This window comes from Pedobacter sp. AW31-3R (genome assembly GCF_052180285.1).
In the GTDB taxonomy this organism is placed as follows: Bacteria; Bacteroidota; Bacteroidia; order Sphingobacteriales; family Sphingobacteriaceae; genus Pedobacter.
On sequence record NZ_CP197475.1, the window covers coordinates 6,043,866 to 6,068,657 of the forward strand.

Annotated in this window: 19 protein-coding genes; 6 read left to right on the forward strand and 13 right to left on the reverse strand. The window is 42.3% G+C overall.

Going from position 1 to position 24,792, the window contains the following annotated elements:
• The first annotated feature begins 108 nt into the window (after positions 1-108).
• Positions 109-627: an ankyrin repeat domain-containing protein gene (locus tag ACSBL2_RS24650; RefSeq protein ID WP_442589212.1), complete on the forward strand. Its 519-nt coding sequence runs from the start codon at positions 109-111 to the stop codon at positions 625-627.
• Between the two features lie 60 nt (positions 628-687).
• Here the strand turns inward: ACSBL2_RS24650 and ACSBL2_RS24655 are convergent, their stop codons facing one another.
• Together ACSBL2_RS24655 and ACSBL2_RS24660 are read right to left on the reverse strand one after the other, a co-directional pair.
• Positions 688-2,907, reverse strand: coding sequence for a catalase (locus tag ACSBL2_RS24655; RefSeq protein WP_442592254.1), 2,220 nt, complete (start codon positions 2,905-2,907; stop codon positions 688-690).
• Between the two features lie 12 nt (positions 2,908-2,919).
• Positions 2,920-3,471 (reverse strand): YciE/YciF ferroxidase family protein, encoded by a 552-nt coding sequence (locus ACSBL2_RS24660; RefSeq protein WP_442589213.1) that lies wholly within the window; start codon positions 3,469-3,471, stop codon positions 2,920-2,922.
• A 278-nt stretch (positions 3,472-3,749) separates the two neighbouring features.
• On the opposite strand from ACSBL2_RS24660, the gene gmd reads away from it, so the two are divergent.
• From gmd to ACSBL2_RS24675, 3 genes are all read left to right on the forward strand, one after another.
• Positions 3,750-4,862 (forward strand): GDP-mannose 4,6-dehydratase, encoded by a 1,113-nt coding sequence (gene gmd / locus ACSBL2_RS24665; protein ID WP_442589214.1) that lies wholly within the window; start codon positions 3,750-3,752, stop codon positions 4,860-4,862.
• Positions 4,863-4,989: 127 nt separating this feature from the next.
• A complete protein-coding gene (locus tag ACSBL2_RS24670; protein ID WP_442589215.1) occupies positions 4,990-6,003 on the forward strand; it encodes an acyltransferase family protein in 1,014 nt (337 codons plus the stop codon).
• A 235-nt stretch (positions 6,004-6,238) separates the two neighbouring features.
• Positions 6,239-7,225, forward strand: coding sequence for a DUF5050 domain-containing protein (locus ACSBL2_RS24675; protein WP_442589216.1), 987 nt, complete (start codon positions 6,239-6,241; stop codon positions 7,223-7,225).
• 874 nt (positions 7,226-8,099) lie between these two features.
• On the opposite strand, the gene ACSBL2_RS24680 is transcribed toward ACSBL2_RS24675, so the two are convergent.
• The 3 genes from ACSBL2_RS24680 to ACSBL2_RS24690 all read right to left on the reverse strand — a co-directional run bounded on the left by ACSBL2_RS24680 (position 8,100) and on the right by ACSBL2_RS24690 (position 11,773).
• Complete coding sequence (locus tag ACSBL2_RS24680; protein ID WP_442589217.1) at positions 8,100-8,912, reverse strand: hypothetical protein; 813 nt, start codon at positions 8,910-8,912, stop codon at positions 8,100-8,102.
• Positions 8,913-8,915: 3 nt separating this feature from the next.
• Positions 8,916-9,764 (reverse strand): hypothetical protein, encoded by an 849-nt coding sequence (locus tag ACSBL2_RS24685; RefSeq protein ID WP_442589218.1) that lies wholly within the window; start codon positions 9,762-9,764, stop codon positions 8,916-8,918.
• An 827-nt stretch (positions 9,765-10,591) separates the two neighbouring features.
• Positions 10,592-11,773 carry a hypothetical protein gene (locus tag ACSBL2_RS24690; protein WP_442589219.1) on the reverse strand — a complete coding sequence of 394 codons (1,182 nt, stop codon included), beginning with the start codon at positions 11,771-11,773 and terminating at the stop codon, positions 10,592-10,594.
• A gap of 278 nt (positions 11,774-12,051) precedes the next feature.
• On the opposite strand from ACSBL2_RS24690, the gene ACSBL2_RS24695 reads away from it, so the two are divergent.
• Positions 12,052-13,494: a YihY/virulence factor BrkB family protein gene (locus ACSBL2_RS24695; RefSeq protein WP_442589220.1), complete on the forward strand. Its 1,443-nt coding sequence runs from the start codon at positions 12,052-12,054 to the stop codon at positions 13,492-13,494.
• Positions 13,495-13,525: 31 nt separating this feature from the next.
• Positions 13,526-13,858 carry a hypothetical protein gene (locus ACSBL2_RS24700; protein WP_442589221.1) on the forward strand — a complete coding sequence of 111 codons (333 nt, stop codon included), beginning with the start codon at positions 13,526-13,528 and terminating at the stop codon, positions 13,856-13,858.
• A 41-nt stretch (positions 13,859-13,899) separates the two neighbouring features.
• Here the strand turns inward: ACSBL2_RS24700 and ACSBL2_RS24705 are convergent, their stop codons facing one another.
• The 8 genes from ACSBL2_RS24705 to ACSBL2_RS24740 all read right to left on the reverse strand — a co-directional run bounded on the left by ACSBL2_RS24705 (position 13,900) and on the right by ACSBL2_RS24740 (position 24,774).
• Complete coding sequence (locus tag ACSBL2_RS24705) at positions 13,900-15,081, reverse strand: endo-1,4-beta-xylanase (protein WP_442589222.1); 1,182 nt, start codon at positions 15,079-15,081, stop codon at positions 13,900-13,902.
• 88 nt (positions 15,082-15,169) lie between these two features.
• The gene (locus ACSBL2_RS24710; RefSeq protein WP_442589223.1) at positions 15,170-16,963 is read right to left on the reverse strand and encodes an ABC transporter ATP-binding protein; all 1,794 of its coding nucleotides are present in this window, start codon (positions 16,961-16,963) and stop codon (positions 15,170-15,172) included.
• A 148-nt stretch (positions 16,964-17,111) separates the two neighbouring features.
• On the reverse strand, positions 17,112-18,323 hold the full coding sequence (locus ACSBL2_RS24715; protein WP_442589224.1) for a hypothetical protein: 1,212 nt from the start codon (positions 18,321-18,323) through the stop codon (positions 17,112-17,114).
• Between the two features lie 34 nt (positions 18,324-18,357).
• Entirely contained in the window at positions 18,358-19,242 is an 885-nt protein-coding gene (locus tag ACSBL2_RS24720; protein ID WP_442589225.1) for a glycosyltransferase family 2 protein, read from the reverse strand.
• A gap of 89 nt (positions 19,243-19,331) precedes the next feature.
• Positions 19,332-20,429: a glycosyltransferase gene (locus tag ACSBL2_RS24725; RefSeq protein ID WP_442589226.1), complete on the reverse strand. Its 1,098-nt coding sequence runs from the start codon at positions 20,427-20,429 to the stop codon at positions 19,332-19,334.
• 67 nt (positions 20,430-20,496) lie between these two features.
• Positions 20,497-21,450: a glycosyltransferase family 2 protein gene (locus tag ACSBL2_RS24730; RefSeq protein ID WP_442589227.1), complete on the reverse strand. Its 954-nt coding sequence runs from the start codon at positions 21,448-21,450 to the stop codon at positions 20,497-20,499.
• A 103-nt stretch (positions 21,451-21,553) separates the two neighbouring features.
• Entirely contained in the window at positions 21,554-23,896 is a 2,343-nt protein-coding gene (locus ACSBL2_RS24735; RefSeq protein ID WP_442589228.1) for a GumC family protein, read from the reverse strand.
• A gap of 53 nt (positions 23,897-23,949) precedes the next feature.
• Positions 23,950-24,774, reverse strand: coding sequence for a polysaccharide biosynthesis/export family protein (locus ACSBL2_RS24740; RefSeq protein ID WP_442589229.1), 825 nt, complete (start codon positions 24,772-24,774; stop codon positions 23,950-23,952).
• Positions 24,775-24,792: the final 18 nt, after the last annotated feature.

Below are 24,792 nucleotides of genomic sequence, written 5' to 3' on the forward strand. Positions count from 1 at the left end.
AGCATGCAAGACACACAACTTTCAGGATCAGGCATATATGTTATAGAAATATCAGATTTCCTAAACAACCAGGTGGTTTGAGATGTTGAAACCCATATATCTACTCCTATGTCAGACATGCAAAATACCAATTTAGCGGCAGTGACCATTCACGCTGCACGGTTAGGAAACGTTGAAGTATTAAAAGAGCTCGTTAATCAGCAGGCCGACTTAAATGTAAGTGATGAAAAAGGGTATACCCCATTGATCATTGCCTGTTACAACAACAGGTATGAAGCGGCGGAATTTCTACTCGATTCCGGTGCACACATTGATGCACAGGATAGTGGGAGAAACACCGCTTTAATGGGCATTGCCTTTAAAGGGTACCTGGACATCGCAAAACTACTAATCGACCGGGGAGCCAATCTGGACCTGCAGCATGGAAATGGTGGTACCGCACTCATGTTCGCTGCTATATTCGGAAGACATGAACTCATACAATTGTTACTGGATTCCGGTGCAGATATGGGTATCCTTGACCATCGGGGGCTGTCTGTTTTTGATCTTGCAGCGCAGCAGGGGAATACAACAGCTATTGAAATACTCGAATCCTGGCATGACAGCAGGCAGAGAGCTACAGGCTAAATAAAAAAATAGGGAGCAGTGAAAAATTTCATGGCTCCCTATTTTTTTATTTACCTGCCTTTAAGCAGGAACCTTACGCGGATTCTCCCGGTTCCAGAACCGGTGTTGAGCAATCGCTTTGATAAACAATTTTGCCAACTTCTTCGAATCCTCAGTTACAACAATCCCTTCCCTTAGTACCGTCTCCTCTTTAAAATCAGCAGGTAACTTTCTGCTGAAATACGTAGCTTCCAGCACCTGCATCGCTTCTCCATCTGCTGCAATAGCTTTACAATGCTTGAAAGCTTCATTTAGAAAGTGGACAGCATTCGCTTCAGCCTCAATTGTTGCCACACTATTCGTTCCTCCGGGTACATATACCGCATCAAACAAAACTGATGCTGCGGTTAAGAATGACTGATCCACAGCAAGCATTGAATTATCTTCGGCAATAATCCCACCTAATCTTGGGGCAATCACTTCCACTATGGCGCCCTCCGCTTCCAGGGCCGACTTTACATGTTTCAAAGAAGAACCATTCACCCCATCTGCCGCCAGAATAGCAATTTTCCTACTCCGGATACTATCTTTCACTGTTCCTGCCATACTCAAAGCAGTAGAAGCGGATAGTGATCCTTCACGCAACACCGACTCATAGGTGGACGGATCCTCATCTGCTCCGAAGCTTTTATTCAGGGGCTGTTCCGGCTCCGGAACATGTAGTCCGAGTCCATATGCCACCTCTGCAGCCAGTCCTTCATCTACCAAAGATAAAATACCCAGCATACGTTCCCTGATCGCTACGGTCTTCACCTTGCCCAGTTCAAACGTAAATGCATCAATCATATGGTTCTTTTCCGGTTCCGATTGACTATTAAAAAATAACTTTGCCTGACTAAAATGATCCAGGAAGCTCTTACTTCTTGCCCTCACTTTTCTCGCATCAATCCTTTCCGGATAAACTGCAAAACCTCCGTCGGCCGCTTTCACCTGCGCAGGGTCATTGCCACCCAGAGAATTGGGATTATAACTTACCTTTCCCCTATTAATCGTCTGCCGCATATGTCCATCGCGCTGATGGTTATGTACTGGCACTACAGGACGATTGATCGGAATTTCATGGAAATTCGGCCCTCCCAAACGGATCAACTGGGTATCAGTATAAGAAAACAATCTGCCCTGCATCAGCGGATCATTGGTAAAATCAATTCCGGGCACAACATGTCCGACATGGAAAGCCACCTGTTCCGTCTCTGCGAAAAAATTATCCGGATTTCTGTTCAGTGTCATCTTTCCAATAATCTCTACCGGCACCAATTCTTCAGGGATAAGCTTAGTCGGATCGAGCAGATCAAAATCAAATTTAAACTCATCTTCCTCAGCAACCACCTGAATTCCCAGTTCCCACTCTGCAAAGGCACCTGCTTCAATAGCATCCCATAAATCACGGCGGTGAAAATCAGGATCCTTACCGGAAATATGCTGCGCTTCGTCCCAAGCCACCGAATGTACTCCCAAAACCGGCTTCCAATGGAATTTCACAAAGCTCGACACCCCTTCTGCATTGATAAAACGGAAAGTATGAACCCCAAAACCTTCCATCATCCTGTAACTGCGCGGAATAGCCCTGTCACTCATCAGCCACATCACCATATGGGTAGATTCAGGCATCAGTGAAATAAAATCCCAAAACGTATCATGAGCAGATGCAGCCTGAGGCATTTCATTATCAGGTTCTGGTTTCACTGCATGTACCAGATCAGGAAACTTAATTGCATCCTGAATAAAAAACACCGGCATATTATTACCGACAAGGTCAAAGTTACCCTCCTGCGTATAGAACTTCACAGCAAAACCCCGTACATCCCTTGCCAGGTCTGTAGAGCCACGGGATCCTGCAACGGTAGAAAAGCGCACAAATACTGGTGTTTCCGTTTCTGTATCATTCAAAAATGCAGCTTTCGTAAAAGCAGACTGCGATTTATACAACTTGAACACTCCATGAGCACCCGAGCCTCGTGCATGGACAATTCGCTCAGGAATACGTTCATGATCAAAATGTGTAATCTTCTCCCTGAGGATAAAGTCTTCCAGCAAGGTAGATCCCCGTTCCCCTGCTTTCAGGGAATGCTGATCGTCATTGATCCTCACCCCATGGTTCGTTGTCATTAATTCATCAGTACCGTCTGCAGTGAATTCTTCCAGCTTTATCGTCTTGGCAGTTTCCTGTTCCGGTAATTGTAACTTTTTATCTATTGCTGTCTCGGTACCCGATTTTGGCGGTGTATTTTTCTTCTTCATCATCATGTTTGTTTAAGCTTCTTCAGCTGCTTTATAGTTCACACTATTTTCGGCCACCTCTGTTAAAATGAGATCGGCATCCTTCTCTTCAGCCAGGGTCTGAGCCAGCAAATCTGCTACCTCATCCAAGCCCAGTGTTGTGGCAAGCTGGGTTAAACCGCCATAGGTAGCGATTTCATAATGTTCCACTTTCTGTGAAGCCAGGATAATTCCCACATCCCTTGTTGCCGTTCCGGCCTCTGTACTTTCAACAATCCCCTCCCCCTCTTTCGCCAAACCTTCCATTGCATCACATTTCTTCGCCTGTGGTGCTACTCCCAGTAGGGTAAACACCCCTTCCAGTCTGGCTACATGACCCTGGGTTTGCGTCAGGTGTTCATCAATAGCAGCAGCTAATTCCTTTGAAGTCGCGGCCTCCTTCATCTTTGGCAACGTAATAACCAGATGTTTTTCAGCCCAATAGATATCCTTGATGCTGTCTGTAAATAATTCCAGTAATGCTGGCTCAGCTCTCCCAGAGGTCTTGGTGCTGAATTTTGGTGCAGATGTTGATTTGGTTTCCATAGTTAGCTGTATTTGAGTTTGAATCATCAGTTGAGGTCTGATAAGGCGATAACAATCGCTAGCAAGAGATGTTTTTTATTCCCCATATTTCCATCATTTACTCTCGCCTACATTTGCCCAGAAATATATACATAAGATACTTCCCAAACTGCACAGGTTGTTATACATAATCAGGCAATACTGAGTAAAGGCTGCACAATAGACCATCTGGGCTTTCCTCTAACTATTCGGGGTCTTATATTTATAATTATATCCTATTCACCTCAACCTTCATCGCCATGAAAAAAGCACTCATCACCGGTATCACAGGACAAGACGGGGCCTACTTAGCAGAACTGCTTTTAGAAAAAGGATACGAAGTACATGGTATCAAAAGGCGCAGTTCCTTATTCAACACCGATCGTATCGACCATTTATACCAGGATCCGCACGACAGTGACATCCGTTTCATTCTTCATCATGGTGATTTAAGCGACTCCACTAACCTGATAAGAATCATCCAACAGGTTCAGCCCGATGAAATATACAATCTTGGCGCCATGAGTCATGTACAGGTGAGTTTTGACACCCCTGAATACACTGCCAATGCAGATGGCATCGGCACACTCAGAATCCTCGAAGCCATACGCATCCTCGGACTTGTACATCGAACAAAACTATATCAGGCATCCACTTCAGAACTTTATGGTATGGTACAAGCTGTACCCCAATCAGAAACCACCCCCTTCTATCCGCGCTCTCCCTATGCGGTAGCAAAACTATACGCTTACTGGATCACTGTAAACTACCGTGAAGCCTATGGGATATTCGCCTGCAATGGTATCCTCTTCAACCATGAAAGTCCATTAAGGGGCGAAACCTTTGTCACCCGGAAAATCACGCGTGGAACAGCCAAAATAGCCTTAGGCCTGCAGGAAAAACTATACCTCGGAAATTTAGATGCCCGCCGCGACTGGGGCCATGCAAAAGACTACGTAGAAGCCATGTGGTTAATTCTGCAGCAGGACCAGCCTGAAGACTTCGTTATTGCTACCGGTATCACCACCACCGTTCGGGACTTCATCAGCATGGCCTTCCTGGAAGTAGGCATCACACTAGAATTTACAGGTGAAGGAATCGCGGAAAAAGGACTGGTCATCAGCTGCAGCAATCCAGATTACCAGTTAGCCACCGGAAAAGAAGTTGTAGCGGTAGACGAACGTTATTTCCGTCCCACCGAAGTAGAACTCTTAATCGGGGATCCGGCAAAATGCAAAGCAAAGTTAAACTGGGAGCCAAAATATGACCTTCGCGCATTAGTGGAAGACATGATGCAGTCAGATATCACCTACTTCATCAAAGAAAGGATGTTAAAAGAAGCAGGATACAGTGTAAAAAACCAGTATGAATAAAACTTTATCCCTGAAATTCCGATATAATTATTTTCCCCTGTCAGCCTTCCGCAAAAATTTCCCTTATATTTGAGAACAGTCAATTGCATAAACACACAATTGACAGTCAAAAAATGAACGTTCACCAATGAACCAAACCATAGGGGCATCATTAAAAGGCAGGGAAAACAACTTTGACTTCATCAGGTTTTATGCTGCCCTGGCGGTGATATTTTCGCATTCATTCAAACTCAGCACTCCTGCAGAAGACCCCCTATTTAACTTTTCCTCAGGCAGGGTAGATTTTGGTACCCTATCCGTTGCCATATTCTTTATCATCAGCGGACTCCTCATCACCCAAAGCTTCCACCGCAGCTCCAGCACCCGCCGGTTCATCAGTGCCAGAATCCTTAGAATATACCCGGCCCTGGTCATCACCATAGGGTTAACCATTCTTCTTTTGGGACCACTATTCACCACTTTACCAATACCTGAATACTTCTGGCATCCACTTACCTTGAAATACATCGTCAACATCTCCGCCATAAAAACACAGTACTTTTTACCGGGGGTATTCGAAAACAACATTTACCCAAAAACGGTAAATGGAAGCCTGTGGACTCTACCTTACGAAATAGGATGTTACGCCTCAGTCCTTGCCATCGGACTCATGCTCAGAAAAAAATACATGCCAGCAACCATAGCCCTCGTTTTTGTGATCCTGTTATTCTGGCTAACGGGAATTTCGGTAAATATCTTTTACTTTGCCATTGGGTCATTGGCCTACCTCTGCAGGGAAAAAATTGTGCTCAACAAATACCTGGCTATACTTGCGCTTTCCACTTTCGTCCTCAACATCTACGCAAATCCTAACCCCTATCCAGGGGCAATCATCACAGGAATTACATTCAGTTATTTCCTGCTATTTGCAGGTTTTATAAAAACCAAAAGCTTAAAGAACTTCGCAAAAAATGGCGACTTCTCTTATGGCTTATACATTTTCGCCTTCCCCATTCAGCAAACCATAGCTGCAAAAATTCCTGCACTGAATCCTTATACGCATTTCATATTAAGTGCAACTATTGCTTTTATCTTCGCCTATGCCTCCTGGCACCTTGTAGAGAAACAGGCACTAAAATTAAAAAAGCGGACACAAACGTAAAATAACAACATCAGATAACAGAACGAATCATGCCCATCATTTTAGGCAACTTCCCCTCCTCCAGTGCATATCTGTGCAATTCATTATATAAAAAATACCTACATCTAAGTATTTCCCATAGACTATAATTCTTGTATTTTTAAAACAATTAAAATATGACAAAGGTAAACACCCATCCCTAAGTCCTGCTCAGGTGAATGTTACCCTCCCCAACCAAATGCCAAAAATAACCACCATGAAAAACAACCTCTTCAAAAAAGCCCTGATTACAACCTCTATTTTAACCCTTATACTCTTCCAGACCAGCTGTACAAAATCCGACTCTCCTGTAACTCCCTTGCCAGAAGAAACGGTAATCACGCCAATCCTCATCTATCGCATCATCAATGGAAACAATCCAAACAGCCTTTGGACTATCAAAGCAGATGGCACCGATAAAAAACAGCTTACTATTTCGCTGCCAAGCACAATGGAACTTGCCTATGAAGACCTTGCCGAAGTAAGTGGCGACGGTAAAACCCTGGTGTTCCTGGCAGAAAGCACCGTCACCAACAATAACAGCATTTACAAGTGCAATATTGATGGAACAAACATTACCAAAATTTTTGATATCCCCGGTTTTACCACAGGCTTACAGGCTGTAGTAAATAACAACTTCGTATTGTACACTCAATATCCTTCAAGTTTGGAACTATGGTCGGTAAACCTCGATGGAAGTAACAACCATAAAATAAACATTGCCTTACCTGCAGGGATATCTCTGGAAGAAGAAGAGCTGGCAAAGGTAACTACAGATGGAAACACCATTATTTTCATTGGCACCAACATAAGCAGCGGAGCCAATATCATCTACAAATGTAATCTGGATGGATCGGGCGTAACAGCAGTGGCTACCGAAACGCCGGAGTATACCTTAAGATTACAATCCTTAAGTCCAGAAAATGCCATTATATATGGAAAAGAAGGATCAACCACCAACGAACTATGGTCGGTAAAGCCTGATGGAAGCAATAAACATCAAATCAGTTTATCCCTACCTGCAGGCACAGTACTTCAAAGTGAAGAAATGGCAAATGCAAAGGCTGATGTCTTATTCTTCGCCGTTTATAAAACTTTAACAGGTACAGAAGCAATTTATACAGCGAAAACGGATGGTTCTAATGTTAAATTACTCACTGAAGAAAGTGCAGGCAAGGAGATTGCGCTACAGGCAACCTACTAGACTTAATTATTTTATCCGAAGTATTTATTAACTTTACACGGTAACTTGTGGTACAAAATTGTCACCAGAAACCTGAGGAAATAGCACCATTAAGTAAGAAATAAACGAATAATAAGCTTGCAATAATAAAATTCATACTATGCATTAATGATGGCATAAGAACCCTTTGGAACAAATTATTTATTCACTACATATACAAAAAATGCGACAAGAAGCAGAATAACACTCAATCCGGGGATGATATTTTGATCATCGTTAAAAGCTATTTTTAACGATTTGTCATTACCCTTTTTAATCTCATTTTTGACAATAAATAATTTCCTAAAAAAGAGCTGAATCTTTCTAACACTATAACCACAGACGAGGAGAAGCCATCTGCCATATATAATTGAAAATATTTCTTCCATAAATCAACCAATGGTTTGCCTAAATAAATAAGTAGAATATTGTGTCAATTCTCCAAAAATAATCATAAAACTTCAGCTTCAAGAATGATTAAATTCATTTTACCATATTAAAAATCATAACAGAAATGAAATAATTTAACTTACAACCATACTATTCTTCAAATAAGACCTATAGAATGTATTCATCCGATTTATCAGCATTTGTTTTATTGCCCTGGGTAACCAAACCTATACTCATTTGCAGACAAGGTTAATGAACTACCAAAAGAATAAGAAACCGCAAATACGTTTATGAAATTTTAACACAACCAGTGTAAACAACAATTAAATACTCAATGATAATCCACTCTAAAGACGAGGGAACACCATCATGCTCTTTTCAGCAATCTAACACAGACACAATGTATCAAAACCTGGAACAGGCAGGCCATCATCACACCGCCTATTCCGGGTTATCATCAACAGCCTCATCCTTCAACAGCCGACTCTAGTTTCCGGGCACATACCGCTTCGGCATGGCCAATAAACCTCTCGCAGCAATCGTATAGATCCAACATACGTGGCTCCATCATATTCACTTTGCCTTTCCTCCAGGATCCCTTCAACAGCACCTTGTAATGGAAAATATCCCTTTGGGTAAACCTTGGAATCAATTCATTGAACCTTGGGTCAATGCTGTCACACAGGTCCAGCAGCTGCTCCAGGGAATATCCCTCAGGTTCATAACCCATACACACATAAACGACCTCCCTGCAAACCTCTACCAAGCTTTTCGTATACAGCGGGATGGCAGAAAAATTGAAGATGTTTTTGTAGTTCATTGTAGAAAATACACTTTTCGCTCCCCTGGCCGCACAATTCTCCCTGTAAGCCCTTATGGCCTCAAGGTCACGTTCTTCATCAAAACCCGCAGGCAGAAGGGCTGCGGTTCCTGTTTTACCATATACCAACCTGCCCTTGCTGATCACTGTATGGTAAAAACGGTTATTGTGCAGCAAGGCATCATCCAGTGCCGCCCGGGTACACACCATGAGGCAGACGGTAACCTCCATTTCTTCCATGTTTTCCAGCCTGCCAATAAAATCGGGGCGTGGACAAAGGTTGTCTGTCACCACCAGCAGGTCGAAATGGACAGCCCTCTTCAATCCTTTCAGGTCTCCAAAAACAGACTCGGTTTGCTGTTGCAGGTACCTGGAGCCAAAACAGTAGATGTGCTCGGCTTCCATCACCTCATTGATGTAGTTAATGGCCATGGCCATCAGTTCAGTTTGAATATTCATGATTTAATTTATTATGCATTGGTTTTTTTTAACAAGATTGGACACCATCAGTAGCCTGCTCCCGCAAATCTCTTCGGCAAGGCTGCTAAAATCATCAACTGCCTTGTGCAGGTATTCCATGATCGGCTCCCTGTCCCGGCCATATTTCCCCTTCCATACGCCCTGCATGAGCACTTTATAATGGTAACAGTCGGCCTCGGTAATCCTGGGGATAACCTTTTCGAAACGGCGGTCAATGCCGGTGCAGAGGTTGACCAGCCCTTTCAGGGTATAGCCCTGTGGTTCATAGCCCATCATCACGTAGATAAGCCACAGGCAGACTTTCTCCAGCTGCCGGCTGATCAGCGGAACACAGATATGGGGTTTTTGGCTGGAATAGCGGAGCTGTTCATACGCTTCAATGTCCGCATAAAAGGCCTGGCTGCGTTGCAGTACATCTTCCTGGTCTGCCTCCTTATCAAAGGGGATGGTGAATAGCCCAGCCAATAATTTATCATGCCCAGGTACATGTTCCACGGTATTGATCACGGTATGGAAAAAGCGGTTGTTATCCTTCAATCCCTGCTCTACTTCCTCCAGGGTGTGTACAACCAGTGTGCAGTCCACCTCTTCCTGCACCATCAGTTCCTTTATCTTCATCCTCTTCCCGGGCTTCAGTCCTGTTTTAGCTGAGGTAACCACCAGGAAATCATAGTGCATGGAGTTGAAATACCTTCGCTGCTGGCTGCTGAAGAATGAGCAGGAGGTTTTATGGTTTGTGGCTTCGCCGAAGCAGAAAACCGACTCGGCATTCATTTTTTCCTTTATAATGGTAGCGGCAAGCTCCATCTCTGCATTTTTATATTTATCCATTGTCGTAATTTTTTGGGCATAGCGATCCCATGGGGATCAAATCCTTATGTTAAGTGTAGAAATTAATTGGAAAAAGGCTGGGCAGGCTAAAACCTTGCAAGATCAGCCATCAGTACAAAATAGAAGAAAGGGTGGGGACAGGCCACATAGCCTAACGAATAGGGATGCGGAATGCTCATGGCAGGCATCCGGAAGCAGGAGAAGGAAATAAACAGGAGTTGAAAAGGTTTCCATTGCTTTAATCTTTATGGCATTAAAACAAAGGAAACCCGGGAAGGGTCATAAAAAAACATGGAGGCTCCCCGTACGCCTGAACACCCCCTACGAAGGGAAGAGAACAAGTTCTCTAAAGCACGCAATACGGGGAGCGCCCATGTTTCTATAGCCGCAAAGATACAGAAACCGGGCATTCTTTTCATCCGTAACTTTGCGTCCTTATAGATTCGTAGGTCTGTTCAGGCAAAGTTTCTTTGATCAAATGCAGTTTACAATTTAATCCGGCACTGAACTTCATAGCTCAATTACCGTATGGTAAATATAAACATAAAACGTTTTAAAATTCCTATAAAAGTAAAATATTTTATTAATAATTATTTTTAAAATTCTAAATAGAAATTACCAACTATTCAGGAAAAATAGGTATAGGTAGCCAGAAGTATAAAGCTATGTAAAGAAAAGCATTCCCAATAAAAACAGCTGGTTTATGCAGGATATAGTTAAGATGCAGGGCTAAGAAAATCTCATGCCAAAGGCCATATATAAAAAGAGCTACCCTGTTCACACCTGGTAGCTCATTCCATCCTCGGCTATTCCGAGACTATTTATTACTATAGGCGCTTAAACACTCTTATTGCACGGGCATATATATCACTCACAATAACTTCCTCATCACTATTTACAGCCAGCCCTGTTATTTGATTATAAAACTCCCCCTCGCCAATCTTTTCCCTTATCTCTCCAGACTCATCTGTTTTCAGCACATGGGTGTCACAGTTGATATATAAATGTGTTTTAAATGCTTTAATGGCATAACAATTACTTCCGGCATCCCATGCTTTAAGATATTTACCCTCTTTATCAAACACCCTAATCAGGTGATTCCTTGTAGAAGTCACAAACAGTTTCCCATTATAAAAACATATACCGTATGGATAAGCCTTTTCAATCTGGTCGCTAACACGGACTGCTGCATCAAATTTTAACAGGAAATTACCATTCTGGTCAAACTTCTTCACCGCATTATTTTGCCCATCCACAATGTAAATGTTATCCTCATCATCTACTGTAATTTCTTCTATGTTAGAAAACTGCGCATTACCAGTTCCATAAGTCCCCCACTGTTTTACTACCTTTTTTTGTGCATCCAGGATGAGTACATAAGAACTGCTTTGAGTTCTCGTGACCACTGTATTGCCATTTTTTAAAAATGCAATTGCCCGCGCACCATTCCCTTCGAAGAAAATCTCTTTGAAATTTCCATTACGGTCAAATTTTTGCACCCTATTGCTGCCATCATCACTCGTATAGATATTGTTTTCACGATCAACTTCAACATGCATCACAAACTCAAATAGCCCAGGAGCCGTCCCTTCATATCCAAAAGAAAAATACTTACTAAAAGTACGCCCAGAGGTATATCCATAATTCACATCACTAAAATCACTGAATTCAGTAGTACTATTCACCACCTTTACCTTGTAAAAAACCTTTTTATAGGGTTCAAAAACTGTCAAATCAGTATAAAGGGTATCAGCACCTTCAGCAATTAAATTATACTTATCACTGCTTTCATCATACCTGAACAGCTGATAATTCTTAGCAGTAGGTAGTGGTGTCCAGGTGACTACTATACGTTGTCCAAAGGCTCCTTTAGTTGCCGCTAAATTTATAGGACGATCTACTTTAGTTTCCTGCTTTGGTTCTTCGTTACTTTTTTTACATGAAATTATCATGAATAAACTCATCACAAATAATGATAAGACAACAATTTTAGAGTGTCTGAAACGCATATCGATATATTTTCTGCAAATTTAATTTATTCATTCAAATAATTAACAAAAGAAAACAACTATACCTTAAAAATTCCGAAGTAAGTCTCAGTTAGATGACTTGAAAGATCTTTCCCAGGCTTATCAGCACTATGGATAGCAGCCAACTATTTTCACCGCCCAAAATTTCTCCATTGTATAACTTAAAAACAGCTCACAGAACCCACAACCCTCAGGAATAAAAACACCAGCAGGAAACCTTTTCTTAAATCATCGGTTAAACAAACAGACCTATGCATATGGAAAAACAACAACCTAACCACCTGAGCGCCCTGTGGGCCGATGTAAAAGAATATATAACCATCTACCTGGAACGTGCAAAACTAAGCGCAATAGAGAGAACAGCCAGGCTGGTAGCAGACCTGATGACCAATACCATCATGATGCTTTTCCTATGTATTGCATTTTTCGCTTCTACAATAACCTTAGCTTTCTACCTTTCCCAACTGCTCGGCAGTTACACAGCTGGCTTTGGCTGTGCAGTCCTCTTTTTCACCTTAACGGGTTATCTTCTTGTATGGAAAAAGAATGCCTTTGAAAGCTATATCAGGAATATCACCATCCAGCGCTATTTTGTAAAACAACACCGGCAGCAGGAACAAGACGAAGAAGACAGCGCAGAAAATCTAAGAAAGCCTGAAAACACAAAAAAAATAGCAGAAAAACTAAACGTACACTCCCTGGAAAAAAACACAATGGCAGCAACAGAAAATCAACAACAGCACAAAAATGAGCAACATCGAATCCATAGAAAAATTACCTTTAAGGGCATTTGGGAAGTCCTGAAAAATTCCTTCACGGGTTTTGGCGACCATAAGGTGACCAAGCTTAGCGGATCACTTGCCTATTACACTGTTTTCTCCATGGCACCCTTACTTGTAGTCATCATTTCCCTATGTGGTATTTTCCTGGGGCAAGAAGCCGCACAGGGACAAATCTACGGGCAGCTCGCCGGTTTCATGGGTAAAGAAACCGCCCTGCAGTTACAGGACATTGTCAGTAAAGCCGCTATTGGCGACAAAAGCACTGTAGCGTTTATTATTGGAATTGTCACCCTATTGGTAGGTGCAACAACCGTATTCGGAGATATCCAGGATTCCATCAATACCATCTGGGGATTAAAACCGAAACCCAAACGCGGCTGGTTGAAAATGCTACAGAACCGGTTTCTTTCCTTTTCAGTCATCATCAGCCTGGCTTTCCTGCTCCTTGTCTCGCTAGGTATTACTACCATACTTGATGGTTTCAGTAACAGCTTGAAAGCTCGTTTTGCGGATATATCAGTCGTATTATTTTACATCATTAACCAGATCGTCACTCTCGCGGTGGTATCACTCATCTTTGGGGTAATCTTTAAAGTTCTGCCAGATGCGCGGATCAAATGGCGTGATGTCATTTATGGAGCAGTAGTTACCGCCCTGCTTTTCATGCTGGGTAAATTTGGTATCTCCATTTACATTGGGCAAAGCGATGTGGGTAGTACCTATGGCGCTGCTGGTTCACTGGTTATCCTGCTCCTGTGGACTTACTATTCTTCCATCATCCTTTATTTTGGTGCAGAATTTACTAAAGCGTATGCCATAGCGTACGGATCAGAAATTCATCCGTCACATTATGCAGTTACCACCAAAGAAGTAGAAATAGAAACCGGGAACAACTCCATCCAGGACAATGAATCCTAATGAGGATGATTTACTCCATCAAACGAATGCTATGAAAAAATACAACGATATCAATAACTTAGAGGAACTCAAAGCCAGGCAAGCCATCCTTGCAGGAAACCAAGCTTTTCTGAGTAAAAAAATTATTAGGCAAGCACCAAGAACATTGATCACTTCTCCGGTAGCAAGCTTTTTAACGCCAACAGATCCTCTATCCTACCTCAAAATAGACAGAAAAACAAATGTTCCTGCCAAAGTTCTCACCTACCTGCTTCCGTTGATCATCAATAGGACATTGTTACGCCGATCGGGGTTGATGACAAAACTGATTGTTGGAATTGTCATTTCAAGACTGGTAAAAAGACGTTTTCCCGAGGAACATTAAAGCATAAAATTGATATCAACCTACATCAACTGATACTACATTTAAAAAATGCTTAAGACTGCCTTAACAGCTGCCTTGGGTTGATAATCAGGGTCAAATAAAATCGGATATTCATGGTTTTTAAGCTTCGCATTCCTGAAGGAATCCTGATCACCCACTCCCCAGGTCGTAATACCAAACTGCTGTCTGGCTGGAATAGTACTGTATGCCTTAAAAATCATTTTATACTTCTGACCCTGACGCTGGTTCAAATCATCAGTCAACTGAAATACCGTTGGCAAACCATGTCCAACAGTAATTTCCAGTTCAGAAATATGGATCATCAATCCTGTAGCGGCCACTTCTTTCAGCGCATCCTGAATCTTCTTGTCAACTATGCGCAGCTTTGTGTGCATCTGCAACCCAAGCCCATCTATCGGAACCCCTTTATTCCTCAAATCTTTTACCATCGAGATAATTGCCCTTCGCCGTTTAGCGCTATACTCATGTCCGTAATCATTGTAAAACAAAATAGCATTTGGATCAGCTTCATGGGCATATTGAAAGCACCTTGCTATATAACCGGGCCCCAACTTCTGTAACCATATATTTTTCTTCAGCCTACCATCATCTCCCATAGCCTCATTCACTACGTCCCAGCTGGCCACTTTACCTTTAAAATGTTTAACCACCGTCTGGATATGTCGCTTTAAAAGTCCCTCCCAGGCCACGCTGTCCCCTTGAAATTTCTTTACCCATTCCGGATTGGATTTTGGCCAGAGCAAGGTATGCCCATGCACCCTCAGTTGATGCTTAATCGCGAAAGCTACAATTTCATCCGCATCCTTCCAGCGGTACACGTTTTCTGAGGGATGCAAGGATCCGAACTTCATTGCATTTTCTGCAGTAATACTGCTAAACTGTTTGATCAGGACATTACGGTAGGCGGCACTATTTCTTAGCGGCTTAATTTTCACCGCAGCCCCTACAGGAAAAGGAACCCCGGTTTTCAAGGTACCATCTGAAAGGATACCTTTAAGGATAGGAGTAGTTGCTGGTGTTGCTTCCTCTTTTACTGTTGTTGATCTTGCCGATGTGGTTGTTTTTATAACTCTGATAGCAGCCGTATCCGAAACCGAATAAACCACTGGGGGAACAGCTATCTCTGAAGCAACCGCAGCCTGATCATAAAAAACGATAATGCCAATCATCAATACAGTTTTACACCTGATATTTATTTTCATAAGCCTTGAAATCATTATTACTTTAATCTATACCACCTTTAAGTCCCTATCACAAATCCCTAAAGATCCCCCCCTCCACTGAATCCAGTTATAACTGCTGCAGGGAAACCATTTTCATAAACCGAGGTGATGCAGCGATAAGTTCATCAAACGTTCCGCTATGGGTAATCTCCCCTTTGTCCATCACGTAGATCATGTCCGCATTCTTAATAGTCGATAACCTGTGTGCAATAATAAACATCGTATATTTTCCCTGAAGCTTCTCAATATTCTGCTGAATCATCATCTCCGTTTCCGAATCAAGTGCAGAGGTAGCCTCATCGAGGATGAGAATATCGGCCCGCTTAAACAATTCACGGGCAATGGAAATACGTTGCTTCTGTCCTCCGGAAATCAGCATTCCTTTATCTCCCAGCGGGGTTTTCTCCTGATCAGCCAGATTATTCACAAACTCAGTCAATGACGACAGTTCAATCACTTCCCAAAAACGCCTGATATTCTCTTCATTATATGGAGCCCAGAAAGTAATATTGTTAAACACGTCATCTTTAAAAATCACTGCTTCCTGGGAAATATAACCAATCTTTTCCCGGTAAGAATCCAGATTATAAGCAGATATCGGTACCCCATCAAATGAAATACTTCCTTCCGCAGGCGGTAAAATACCCGTTATCATATTCGCCATGGTAGTCTTTCCAGATCCACTCTCCCCCACAAAGGCAATGGTATGATTCTTTGGTATCGTCATGTTCACCCGGTTCAGTACCGTCTTCTCTCCATAATTGAACTTCAGGTCTTTGATCTCCATTACCGAACGGAAGGCTGGGAATGGAACCTCGCTCTGTACTTCCCTGCTTTTCTTCATCTCCTCCGAAAGGTCAGATACCGATTGCATGGCTCCAATATTCTGAATAAAATTCTGCCATGACTTCTGAAAATCCATCAGGAAGGACAGCGCCCTGTAAAACAACAATAAACTCAATATAATAGAACTGAGGTTTCCTCCCATCCACCTGATTTGAAGAATTATCACAATCACTACGATCAGCATTACCAATGGTTCCCTAATACTCGCTGTAATCGCCTGATTATTGCCAATTTGGCGATCAAGTACCTCGGTTTCATCAATGACCGTACGGATCTTACCAGAAAAACCTTTAAACTGACTTGTGGCCTTTAGGTATTTGAAATAATGGACCGCCTCAATCAGGTAGGCATTGAACACATTGCCCTTACCAGAAATTTTGAGTGATGCCGCTTTAATAGTTTTCACAATTCCACTAAAAATCAGGTTAGACAATGCAGATCCAATGGCAACAAGGAAGGCAAACTGCCAATTCGCCAGAAATGCCATCACCACATACGTGAATAACATGGCCACCCCACTCACCGAATTCAGGTAATGCAGTAAAGCCAGGTGCAGTTTCTGAACCTCAGTGGTGATAATATTTTGCAACTTCCCAGCATCCTGTTTAATAAAACCAACATAACTCAAATGTTGTAAATCTGAGGTCAACTCATAACGAACACCTTTTGTAAAAGTTTGTCGCAAGGAAACCTGGCTCCTTAACTGGGCATACTTTAATACCCCCTTAAATATAAACAGCAAGGCCAGGGCTATCAGTACCGTATAAATATTCAATGGAATGTGGGCATGATCAAAAAGATCGGTAAAAAAATGAAGCTTACCCATGGAATCAGCCCCTCCAGGTTTTCCATTTTCGTCCATAGACTGTAAAAGAGGAATAAACATCGCCAGACCAATACCATCCAAGAAACTGACTGAGATACTCAGAAAAATATCAAAGATCAAGCGGGAGCCCAATACCCCGTAAAAAAATGCGAAATATCCCTGGAAGTTATGTTTTAAAGTTGTCTTCATTTAACGTATATGTTTATGCTATTATTTATTGAGCTACTATCTTTTAATTTTATTATGATCTTCTTACTGTACTACTTTCCTCTTGCCTTACTACTTTTTTGCATTATTATTCATCATCCTTCAGCTCATCAATTTCATTCCAAACAATCTAGCGCAGAGCAGTCGCTGCTTCGCCCTCAGTTTCTTTTTCCTCAATTTGCTCCTGTGCCTCTTCCTCTTTAGGAAATTCCATATTTGTAGTCATCAGGAACACCATGCTAATAGCAAAAAACAGGTTATTAAAAGAGGAAACCGAAAGGCCATTAATCAGCACAATAGTAATAAACACCAAAATAATTTTGGGGGCAACCTTATTTTTTGCCATCAATGCCCAGGTAGAGCCGACAACAAAAACAAGCCCCAACAAACCATGGTCGTATATAATCCTGAATAAAAAAGAATGCAGCACCACAGAATAACAACTTCCATCATGCGCATAACTAAACAAATTCACAAAATATCCCATTACCCTACAGGAGTATGCACTTAAAGGAGTAATCCGCTCAGCGCCCACCAACCACTGTAAAATATTCCAATCGTGTATATTCGACCACCATACCAGCATGAACTTATACCTGTCCACTTCTTCCAGATTGGCATCGCGCTGTGTAAAAATATAATATACCACAGCACCCAACACCATGATGGCACCGGGGATAAAGAAAACCCTGGTCTTTTTAAATGAATCATAAATCACAAACAACACGATCACCGAATACATCAGTAACGAAGCCCTGGATAAAGACAAAATCGTAATCAGCCCCACCAAACCCAGAAAATGCAGGTATTTTCCCTTCGTAGCCGAATACCGAACCAGGAAAAGCGCATAAATCAGCATGAGTTCAAAATTGTTCTCCATGTATAGCGTAGGCCTATCCTCCTTCATAATTACAATCAAGGCCACATATTTCAGAATAAACAAACCCAGTAGGATGATAAACATCCAATTGGTCGTTTTAAAGGCAATTAGTGTTTTACCAGAAAGGAAGGTTAGGAAAAACAGGTAAAAGAAACATTTGTAGATCATGATGAAATCGAGTACGTTTCGCTCTTTATACACCACAGCATACACATAGGAAATGACGACATAAAAAAACGACGACCAGCGTATCGTGATCATCAAAGGGGAGTCTGTTCCCCTTGTCCATAGGTAAGATGCCACCGCATAGAACATAAAAGTCACCTCCAATACCGAAACTGTGAATTCAGACTGATGGTGATCCAGTAACAGGCACAATGAAGTGAGGCCAAGGATCACCAGGCACAAGACGAAGAAATTCTTGAAAAAAAATGATTTAACGGTTTGCCGCTCTTTTTGCACTTGTCTCTTTATTTAAATTGTTTAACTCCTGTCCTCAACTTACACTACCCGTATATACAAAATCATTCTTCCACCTTTTTCGCATAAAAGCCTTCACGATCTTTACTTCATCTGCAGTAATCATCGGCTTTTGTGAAAGCAATGCAATTACACTGTAATAGAAAAATAACCAACTGTGGTATAACCCTTTATCCTTAGCCAATCGCAATGACCTGAAGATACACATATACATAGGATATCCTATATTCCGGTATCCTTTTGCTTCCCTCCGTAATCCCTGCGCAAATCCGCCCTCTGTTGTCCGTGTTTGTGTAGGGTAAAGGTGGAGCACTTCCTGTTCAAAAAACTTTTCTGTAATATATCCATTCGAACGCGCGAGCATATTATCAATCCCGTCCCATCCTTTAAATGGGCGAAGACCTCCAATAGCCAGTAGACACTCTTTTCTGTAGAACTTTGTAGGCCCTTGGGTATGCCATTTATGCTTGGATTCTATTACCTTCACACCCTCCTTTTCAATATAAGTAACGCCACTTGCAATACCCAATAGTGGAAAAGAGGCAAATTTGCCTAGAATGAACTTGTAGTAATCACTGCGCTGTATAATAATATCCGCATCAAACTTAGACACGATATCCCATTCCACACCCAAACTGTCAGCAACCTGCAATCCTTCATTGAATGCATCCACCACATTATTTCCAGTTGCCCTCGCCCCTCCGGTTTTCTCCCGGCGGTGATAATGAATAAAAGGATAACGCTCCTGGTATTCCTTTACTATAGCTGGCGATTCATCATCAGAACAGTCATCCATCATAATCCATTTCACCGGATGAATCCCCTGTTTGATGACAGATTCGATATTCATCGCAATAGAACCCTGTTCGTTCTTAAAAGGAGTAATCACTAATAACTTCATCGCCTTTATTTTTTTGTTAAATCACATTGTATCTCATTTCTCACACCCCCCCAATGGGCACCTGTCGCTATCAACTTTCCCTGCTCCTATTATTCCAACAGCGACTTAAACAACCGGGAATACTGTTCCATAATATGGTCTAAACTAAAATCCTGTGCCCTGCTCCGCAATTTCAGCTTATCAATTGGGTGATCCAGTGCATAATCAATCTGTCCAGCAAGTGAACGGGCATCTCCGGTTGGCGTAAGATAGCCGAAATCAGTACCGACAATCTCTGCAGGCCCATAATTACAGTCCGTCGAAACAATCGTAGTCCCGGCAGCCAATGCTTCCACCAGCACATTCCCAAAACCCTCATAATCTGATGAAAGAACAAACACATCGGCCGATTTCATCCAAGCCACAGGGTTCAACTGGAAACCTGCCAACTCTACCACTCCACCTAAATTATAAACCTGGATTTTGCGTTTCAATACATCCCTCATCGGGCCTTCCCCTACAATAATCAAGCGTACCGGTCGTTTTGACCGCAGTAAAGTCATTGCATCCAGCAATAATACATGATTTTTAGCTTCTGTAAGCCGGCCTACCGTGACAATCACCGGGACATCTTTATCCTCAAACCAGTCATGCACTACCGGAATTTTCAGCTGATCATCCAACAAAGGGGGATACGCAGGATTATAGATGACAGTAATACGCTTCTCCTGCAGTAAGGCTACATTTTTGAGCCCTTTCTTCACTCCTTCAGATACCGCCACAATTGCATCTGCATAGCGGTACAAGAAAGGAATGGTCAGGAAACTCAGCTTTGACAGGCTCCACTTCATGTTTTTGAAAAACACCAGGGTATTGTTCCTTTCAGAGATCACCACCTTAGTCTTCGTTCCGGAAAGCATCCTCGCCAGAATTGTAAAACCATTCAGGTCTGGTGTAGCAGTATACAACAGATCAAAATTTCCCTTTTTTAAAATCCCACTCAGCTGCCCAACCAGGCGCAACTGACTAATCGTTTCAAAATAAATCACTTTCACCCCCGTATTCAGAAGCTCATGGTAAGCCCCACCCGGTTTGATCAGGATCAGCGTAACCTCATGGCCATGGTCATTGAAAAAATTGGCGCAATTCACGATCATGCGCTGAATGCCACCCTGACCCAATTGTCTGTAAAAAAAAGCTATCTTCATTAGTGGGTAATTGTATTTTAATGGTTCTGAAACCACCACAATTCTCATTGTAGTTTCTTATCAGCGTTTAAATCTTATGATTTGTTGCGGCCGGGTGTTGTTCCACAGATTTGAAAGTATATTTTACTTTATTATACAATAACTTCCCCATCATCGGCATCACCTCAGGAGAAAAATTCAGACTTCTGATCAGCTCATAATCCAGCGGTTGCCGCTCAATAATTTGCCACCTCAGAATAGTATAAATTCTGTTATTCTGAAAACTTTTAATGGCATCCACTAACTTCACATTCTCCGAATCCTTTTTAAGCTTCAGTAAAAAAGGGGAAAAAATATAAAGCGACTCTCTCTTTATGGTCTTCGTGACCATATTCACGGCATCCTGATAATAAAAAGACATCACCTTATTGATCCACACATTCCCCTTACTATAATACAGGCACCTGATCCAGGTATCCACATCTCCGCCACGTTTAAAACCCGTTTCAGGAAACATACCAGCACGTGTGATCAGACCTTTCTTAAAACACACCGCCCCCGTCCATAAAGTATGGCGTTGATTAAATAAATCCTTCAAATCAAAATTTCGGAAAGGATAGTTGGTGTTTAGCCTCGACGTCTTATCCACTACCTTTTTCTCTCCATTTACATTCATCCATCCCCAGGTAATACACTCCATTCCCTGGTGCAGCAAAACCGTATCCTTAATCGTATTTAACAAATTCAGGTTCCATTCATCATCGGCATCCAGAAAGCAAATCCAGTCGTGCGCTGCATGTTTAATACCAAGGTTTCGCGCTGCGTAACCTCCGGCGCCGGGAACATTCCGCTTCAGCAAAGTCAAGCGGGGATCGGTAAACTCCATCAACTTCTCTGACGATCCATCAGACGAGGCATCATCAACAACAATCAATTCCAGGTTTGCATACGTTTGCTTCAGCACAGAATTTATTGACCGCTCCAGGTGTGGCAACTTATTGTGCACCGGAATAATAACTGAAAAAAAAGGGGAAGTATCCATAAAAACTATTGTTCTAATTACTCTTGTTGTATACTATCGTTTTAAAACTTACATCCTAAAAACACACTGTTAAAACTGCACTATTCAACCACGCTGTTAAAAATTAGGGGCGTTTAAAACGGGAGAAAAGTTTCTGCCATATCGTAGGTGTAACCGTATGGCTATAATCGCCATAATTATAACCGTACCCATATCCCGATCCTTGCTGTGAGGTGATATCATTCACCAAAATCCCGATGTTCTTCATGCTTTTATGACGTTTAAGATCCTGAACAATAGAAATTTGCGATTTAAGCGTATAATTCTGCCTCACTACATATATACATAAGTCGGCATAGTCGCCAATCAATTGTGCATCTGTCACAATCCCTATCGGTGGGGCATCCATAATTACATAATCATATTGCGTCCTTACTTCCGCGAACAGCTGTTCAGCCCGGGGACTAATGATCATCTCTGCGGGGTTCGGTGGTAAGGCACCCGAACTCATAAAAAACAAATTATTTAATGCTGGAAGCGGTTTCACAATATCTTCCACCTTCAAGCTGGTATCTATAATATAACTGGTAAAACCAACATTTCCACGAATATTCAGCTTGCTTGACACACCAGGTTTACGCAAATCCATTTCCATCAGCAACACCTTCTTTCCTGAAAGCGCTAAAATGCTTGCCAGGTTAATCGAACCGAAAGACTTCCCTTCTCCCGACATGCTCGACGTAAAAAGGATCACCTTCTCGGCTGGGTTTTTTAAAAAGAACCGCAAGTTCGTACGTAAAGCACGGAACTGTTCAGACATCACGTCACGCGCTGTATCCGTAATAATTAATTTAGACTGATCCGTATTGCGCGAAATCTCGCCCATAATCGGAACATTCGTTCTGTCGGTTACATCGGCCTTCGAATCTATTTTGGTATTCAGCAAAAAGCGCAGATAAATCAATGCCGCAGGAATCACCAGTCCTAAAAAGATCCCTACAAAATAATACACCCCCTTCTTCGGACTGAATGGGCTCGTCTCCGCTTTCGGCGGATCAATATTAGTTGAGTTTGAAATATTATTGGTCTTCGAGATGGCCGTTTCCTCACCCTTTTGCATTAAAAAGATAAAAAGATCCTCTTTAATCTTCTGCTGGCGGGCGAGATCCAGGTAATTGCGTTCCGTAGCCGGCACGCCTTGTGCACGTCCTTCCACTGTCTTAATTCTCCGTTGCAATGAAGCGCGGGTAATACCAAGGGAATTCTTGCTGCTGCTTAAACTCGCCATCATATCACTACGCAAATTGGCGATCCTTTTATCCAGATTAATAATCATCGGATTTTCCTCTGTCACGCCCATCATTCTTCTGTCGCGTTCCAGCAGCATTGTATTGTACTTCTGCACCAGTTCACTAAATGTAGGATCGCTCACCACCAATGAACTGGGCACCACCCTCCCTTTATCCTCCTGCAAGTATTCCTGCAGACTCGTCAGCACGCTAATCTGAGTCTCCACCTGCGACAAATCATTTACAAATTGTGCATTATTGGAAATCAGCTGTGTAGCCTGTTGCGACATCTCTGTCAACTTATTATCCTGCCTAAACGTCTGGATATTACCTTCCAGGCTTCCCAGTTCCCCACCTAAATACTTCAGCCGGTTCTGGATAAATGCATAGGTAGTATCTGCTACCTTATTCCTATTCTCCAGGCCTTTCCTTACATAATTATTCAATAAAGTATTCATAATATCTACGCCTTTTCCTGGTAGGGGATAATTAAACGTAATATCAATTACAGAAGCAGCTTTATTCGGAACCAGCACAATCATTGCCGTAGTCAGCTTTTCCACGGCCTTATCCACAGAAGTCACTGTGAATATATAATCACCAGATTTCGGTGCAGTACTCGTCTTCAAGATCTGCATCAAACCCAATCCTTTCACCTTCAAAGGCTTGCTATAAGAAACAACCGTATCCATCAAGTCATTCGTCAGCCTTATTTTTCCGCTGGAGAGGAACTCCACATCCATAGTCGTAGAGGCAATTGTATCTGCATATTCCACCACATCCACAATAAATGGCGAAGCATACAACTCTTCATCCCTAAACCTCTCTTTACTGAAATATGTGATATTCAGCTTCATCTCCTTCACCACACTCTCCATCAGAAAGCGGGTACGCAGCACTTCTGCCTCATTCTCTACCACAGATCCTGTCATGCCCGTCAAAGACCCCAGGGCTCCGTCGCCTGCTGAGGCACCTAACTTAGGATCATTGATCAACACCTTGGCATCAATCAAATGCATTGGCGTCTGTATTTTGGCAATATACCAAGTCAGCAGAAAACCTAGAAAACAGGAAATCACAAACCAATACCAGTTACTGACAAACTTACTCAACAGGTTCTCGAAACCGCGGTCATTATCGAACTCATCCATCACCTGATCAAACTTTTTATTACTCATATAGCGGTCAATTATGTACTTAAGCTGCTACGCAGCAGGAACTTTATAAATTATTAAATACGGGTCAATATTAAAACGATAGTAGAAATGGCTCCGATAACCGCTACAATAGTTGTACGGGCTGCACTATTCAAGGACAATACCCTGGCCTTATTCGGCTCGACATAAATCACGTCATTCTGTTTCAGGTAGAAAAAAGGACTCGAAAAAATATCAACCGAATTCAGGTTCAACCGTCCTACCGTTTTCTTTCCGCCAGCATCCCTAATCACCGTAATATTATCCCGTTTGCCATAAATCGTCAGGTCACCCGCCAGACTCAATACATCCAGCACCGATGCCTTTTCATTCGCCACCGTATAAGAAGCAGGTTTTGCCACCTCTCCTATCACTGAGACCCTGAAATTGGCAAAACGCACATTCACGCTTGGTTCCTGTAAATACCGCTTGGCTTTCTCTTCGATCAGCTCCCTGGCCTGAAATGTCGTTAATCCTGCCACATGCACTTTTCCAACAATAGACAGGCGGATATCCCCGTTACGGTCCACCATAAAACCAGTAATCTCTTCCCTTGCCAGGTTAGACGAGGTACCTCCCCCCATTTGGGTACTGGACTGGTTCACCACCGAAGCACTTTCCGGATCAACAGTATTGATTGTCACCGACAATAAATCATTATTCTGGATTACCGGTTCATTAAAACGGGCAACAGAATCGATCACCGACTGGTCGGCCATAGACAGGTTCTGGAAATAAGTTACCTTTTTGGTATTCACACAGGAAGATGCCGTAAAAAGGCAAAAAACGAAGGCTACATAAGTAAGGGATTTCTTTCCCTTCAGGTTTTGAATCATGGTATAATTCTTAAAAATTTTCAAATCAATTGGTAAAAGCAC

Bases quoted from the DNA above. Each gene is read 5' to 3' on its own strand.
- ACSBL2_RS24650 (WP_442589212.1), top strand. From the start codon at position 109: ATGTCAGACATGCAAAATACCAATTTAGCGGCAGTGACCATTCACGCT.
- ACSBL2_RS24655 (WP_442592254.1), bottom strand. From the start codon at position 2,907: ATGAAGAAGAAAAATACACCGCCAAAATCGGGTACCGAGACAGCAATA.
- ACSBL2_RS24660 (WP_442589213.1), bottom strand. From the start codon at position 3,471: ATGGAAACCAAATCAACATCTGCACCAAAATTCAGCACCAAGACCTCT.
- gmd (WP_442589214.1), top strand. From the start codon at position 3,750: ATGAAAAAAGCACTCATCACCGGTATCACAGGACAAGACGGGGCCTAC.
- ACSBL2_RS24670 (WP_442589215.1), top strand. From the start codon at position 4,990: ATGAACCAAACCATAGGGGCATCATTAAAAGGCAGGGAAAACAACTTT.
- ACSBL2_RS24675 (WP_442589216.1), top strand. From the start codon at position 6,239: ATGAAAAACAACCTCTTCAAAAAAGCCCTGATTACAACCTCTATTTTA.
- ACSBL2_RS24680 (WP_442589217.1), bottom strand. From the start codon at position 8,912: ATGAATATTCAAACTGAACTGATGGCCATGGCCATTAACTACATCAAT.
- ACSBL2_RS24685 (WP_442589218.1), bottom strand. From the start codon at position 9,764: ATGGATAAATATAAAAATGCAGAGATGGAGCTTGCCGCTACCATTATA.
- ACSBL2_RS24690 (WP_442589219.1), bottom strand. From the start codon at position 11,773: ATGCGTTTCAGACACTCTAAAATTGTTGTCTTATCATTATTTGTGATG.
- ACSBL2_RS24695 (WP_442589220.1), top strand. From the start codon at position 12,052: ATGGAAAAACAACAACCTAACCACCTGAGCGCCCTGTGGGCCGATGTA.
- ACSBL2_RS24700 (WP_442589221.1), top strand. From the start codon at position 13,526: ATGAAAAAATACAACGATATCAATAACTTAGAGGAACTCAAAGCCAGG.
- ACSBL2_RS24705 (WP_442589222.1), bottom strand. From the start codon at position 15,081: ATGAAAATAAATATCAGGTGTAAAACTGTATTGATGATTGGCATTATC.
- ACSBL2_RS24710 (WP_442589223.1), bottom strand. From the start codon at position 16,963: ATGAAGACAACTTTAAAACATAACTTCCAGGGATATTTCGCATTTTTT.
- ACSBL2_RS24720 (WP_442589225.1), bottom strand. From the start codon at position 19,242: ATGAAGTTATTAGTGATTACTCCTTTTAAGAACGAACAGGGTTCTATT.
- ACSBL2_RS24725 (WP_442589226.1), bottom strand. From the start codon at position 20,429: ATGAAGATAGCTTTTTTTTACAGACAATTGGGTCAGGGTGGCATTCAG.
- ACSBL2_RS24730 (WP_442589227.1), bottom strand. From the start codon at position 21,450: ATGGATACTTCCCCTTTTTTTTCAGTTATTATTCCGGTGCACAATAAG.
- ACSBL2_RS24735 (WP_442589228.1), bottom strand. From the start codon at position 23,896: ATGAGTAATAAAAAGTTTGATCAGGTGATGGATGAGTTCGATAATGAC.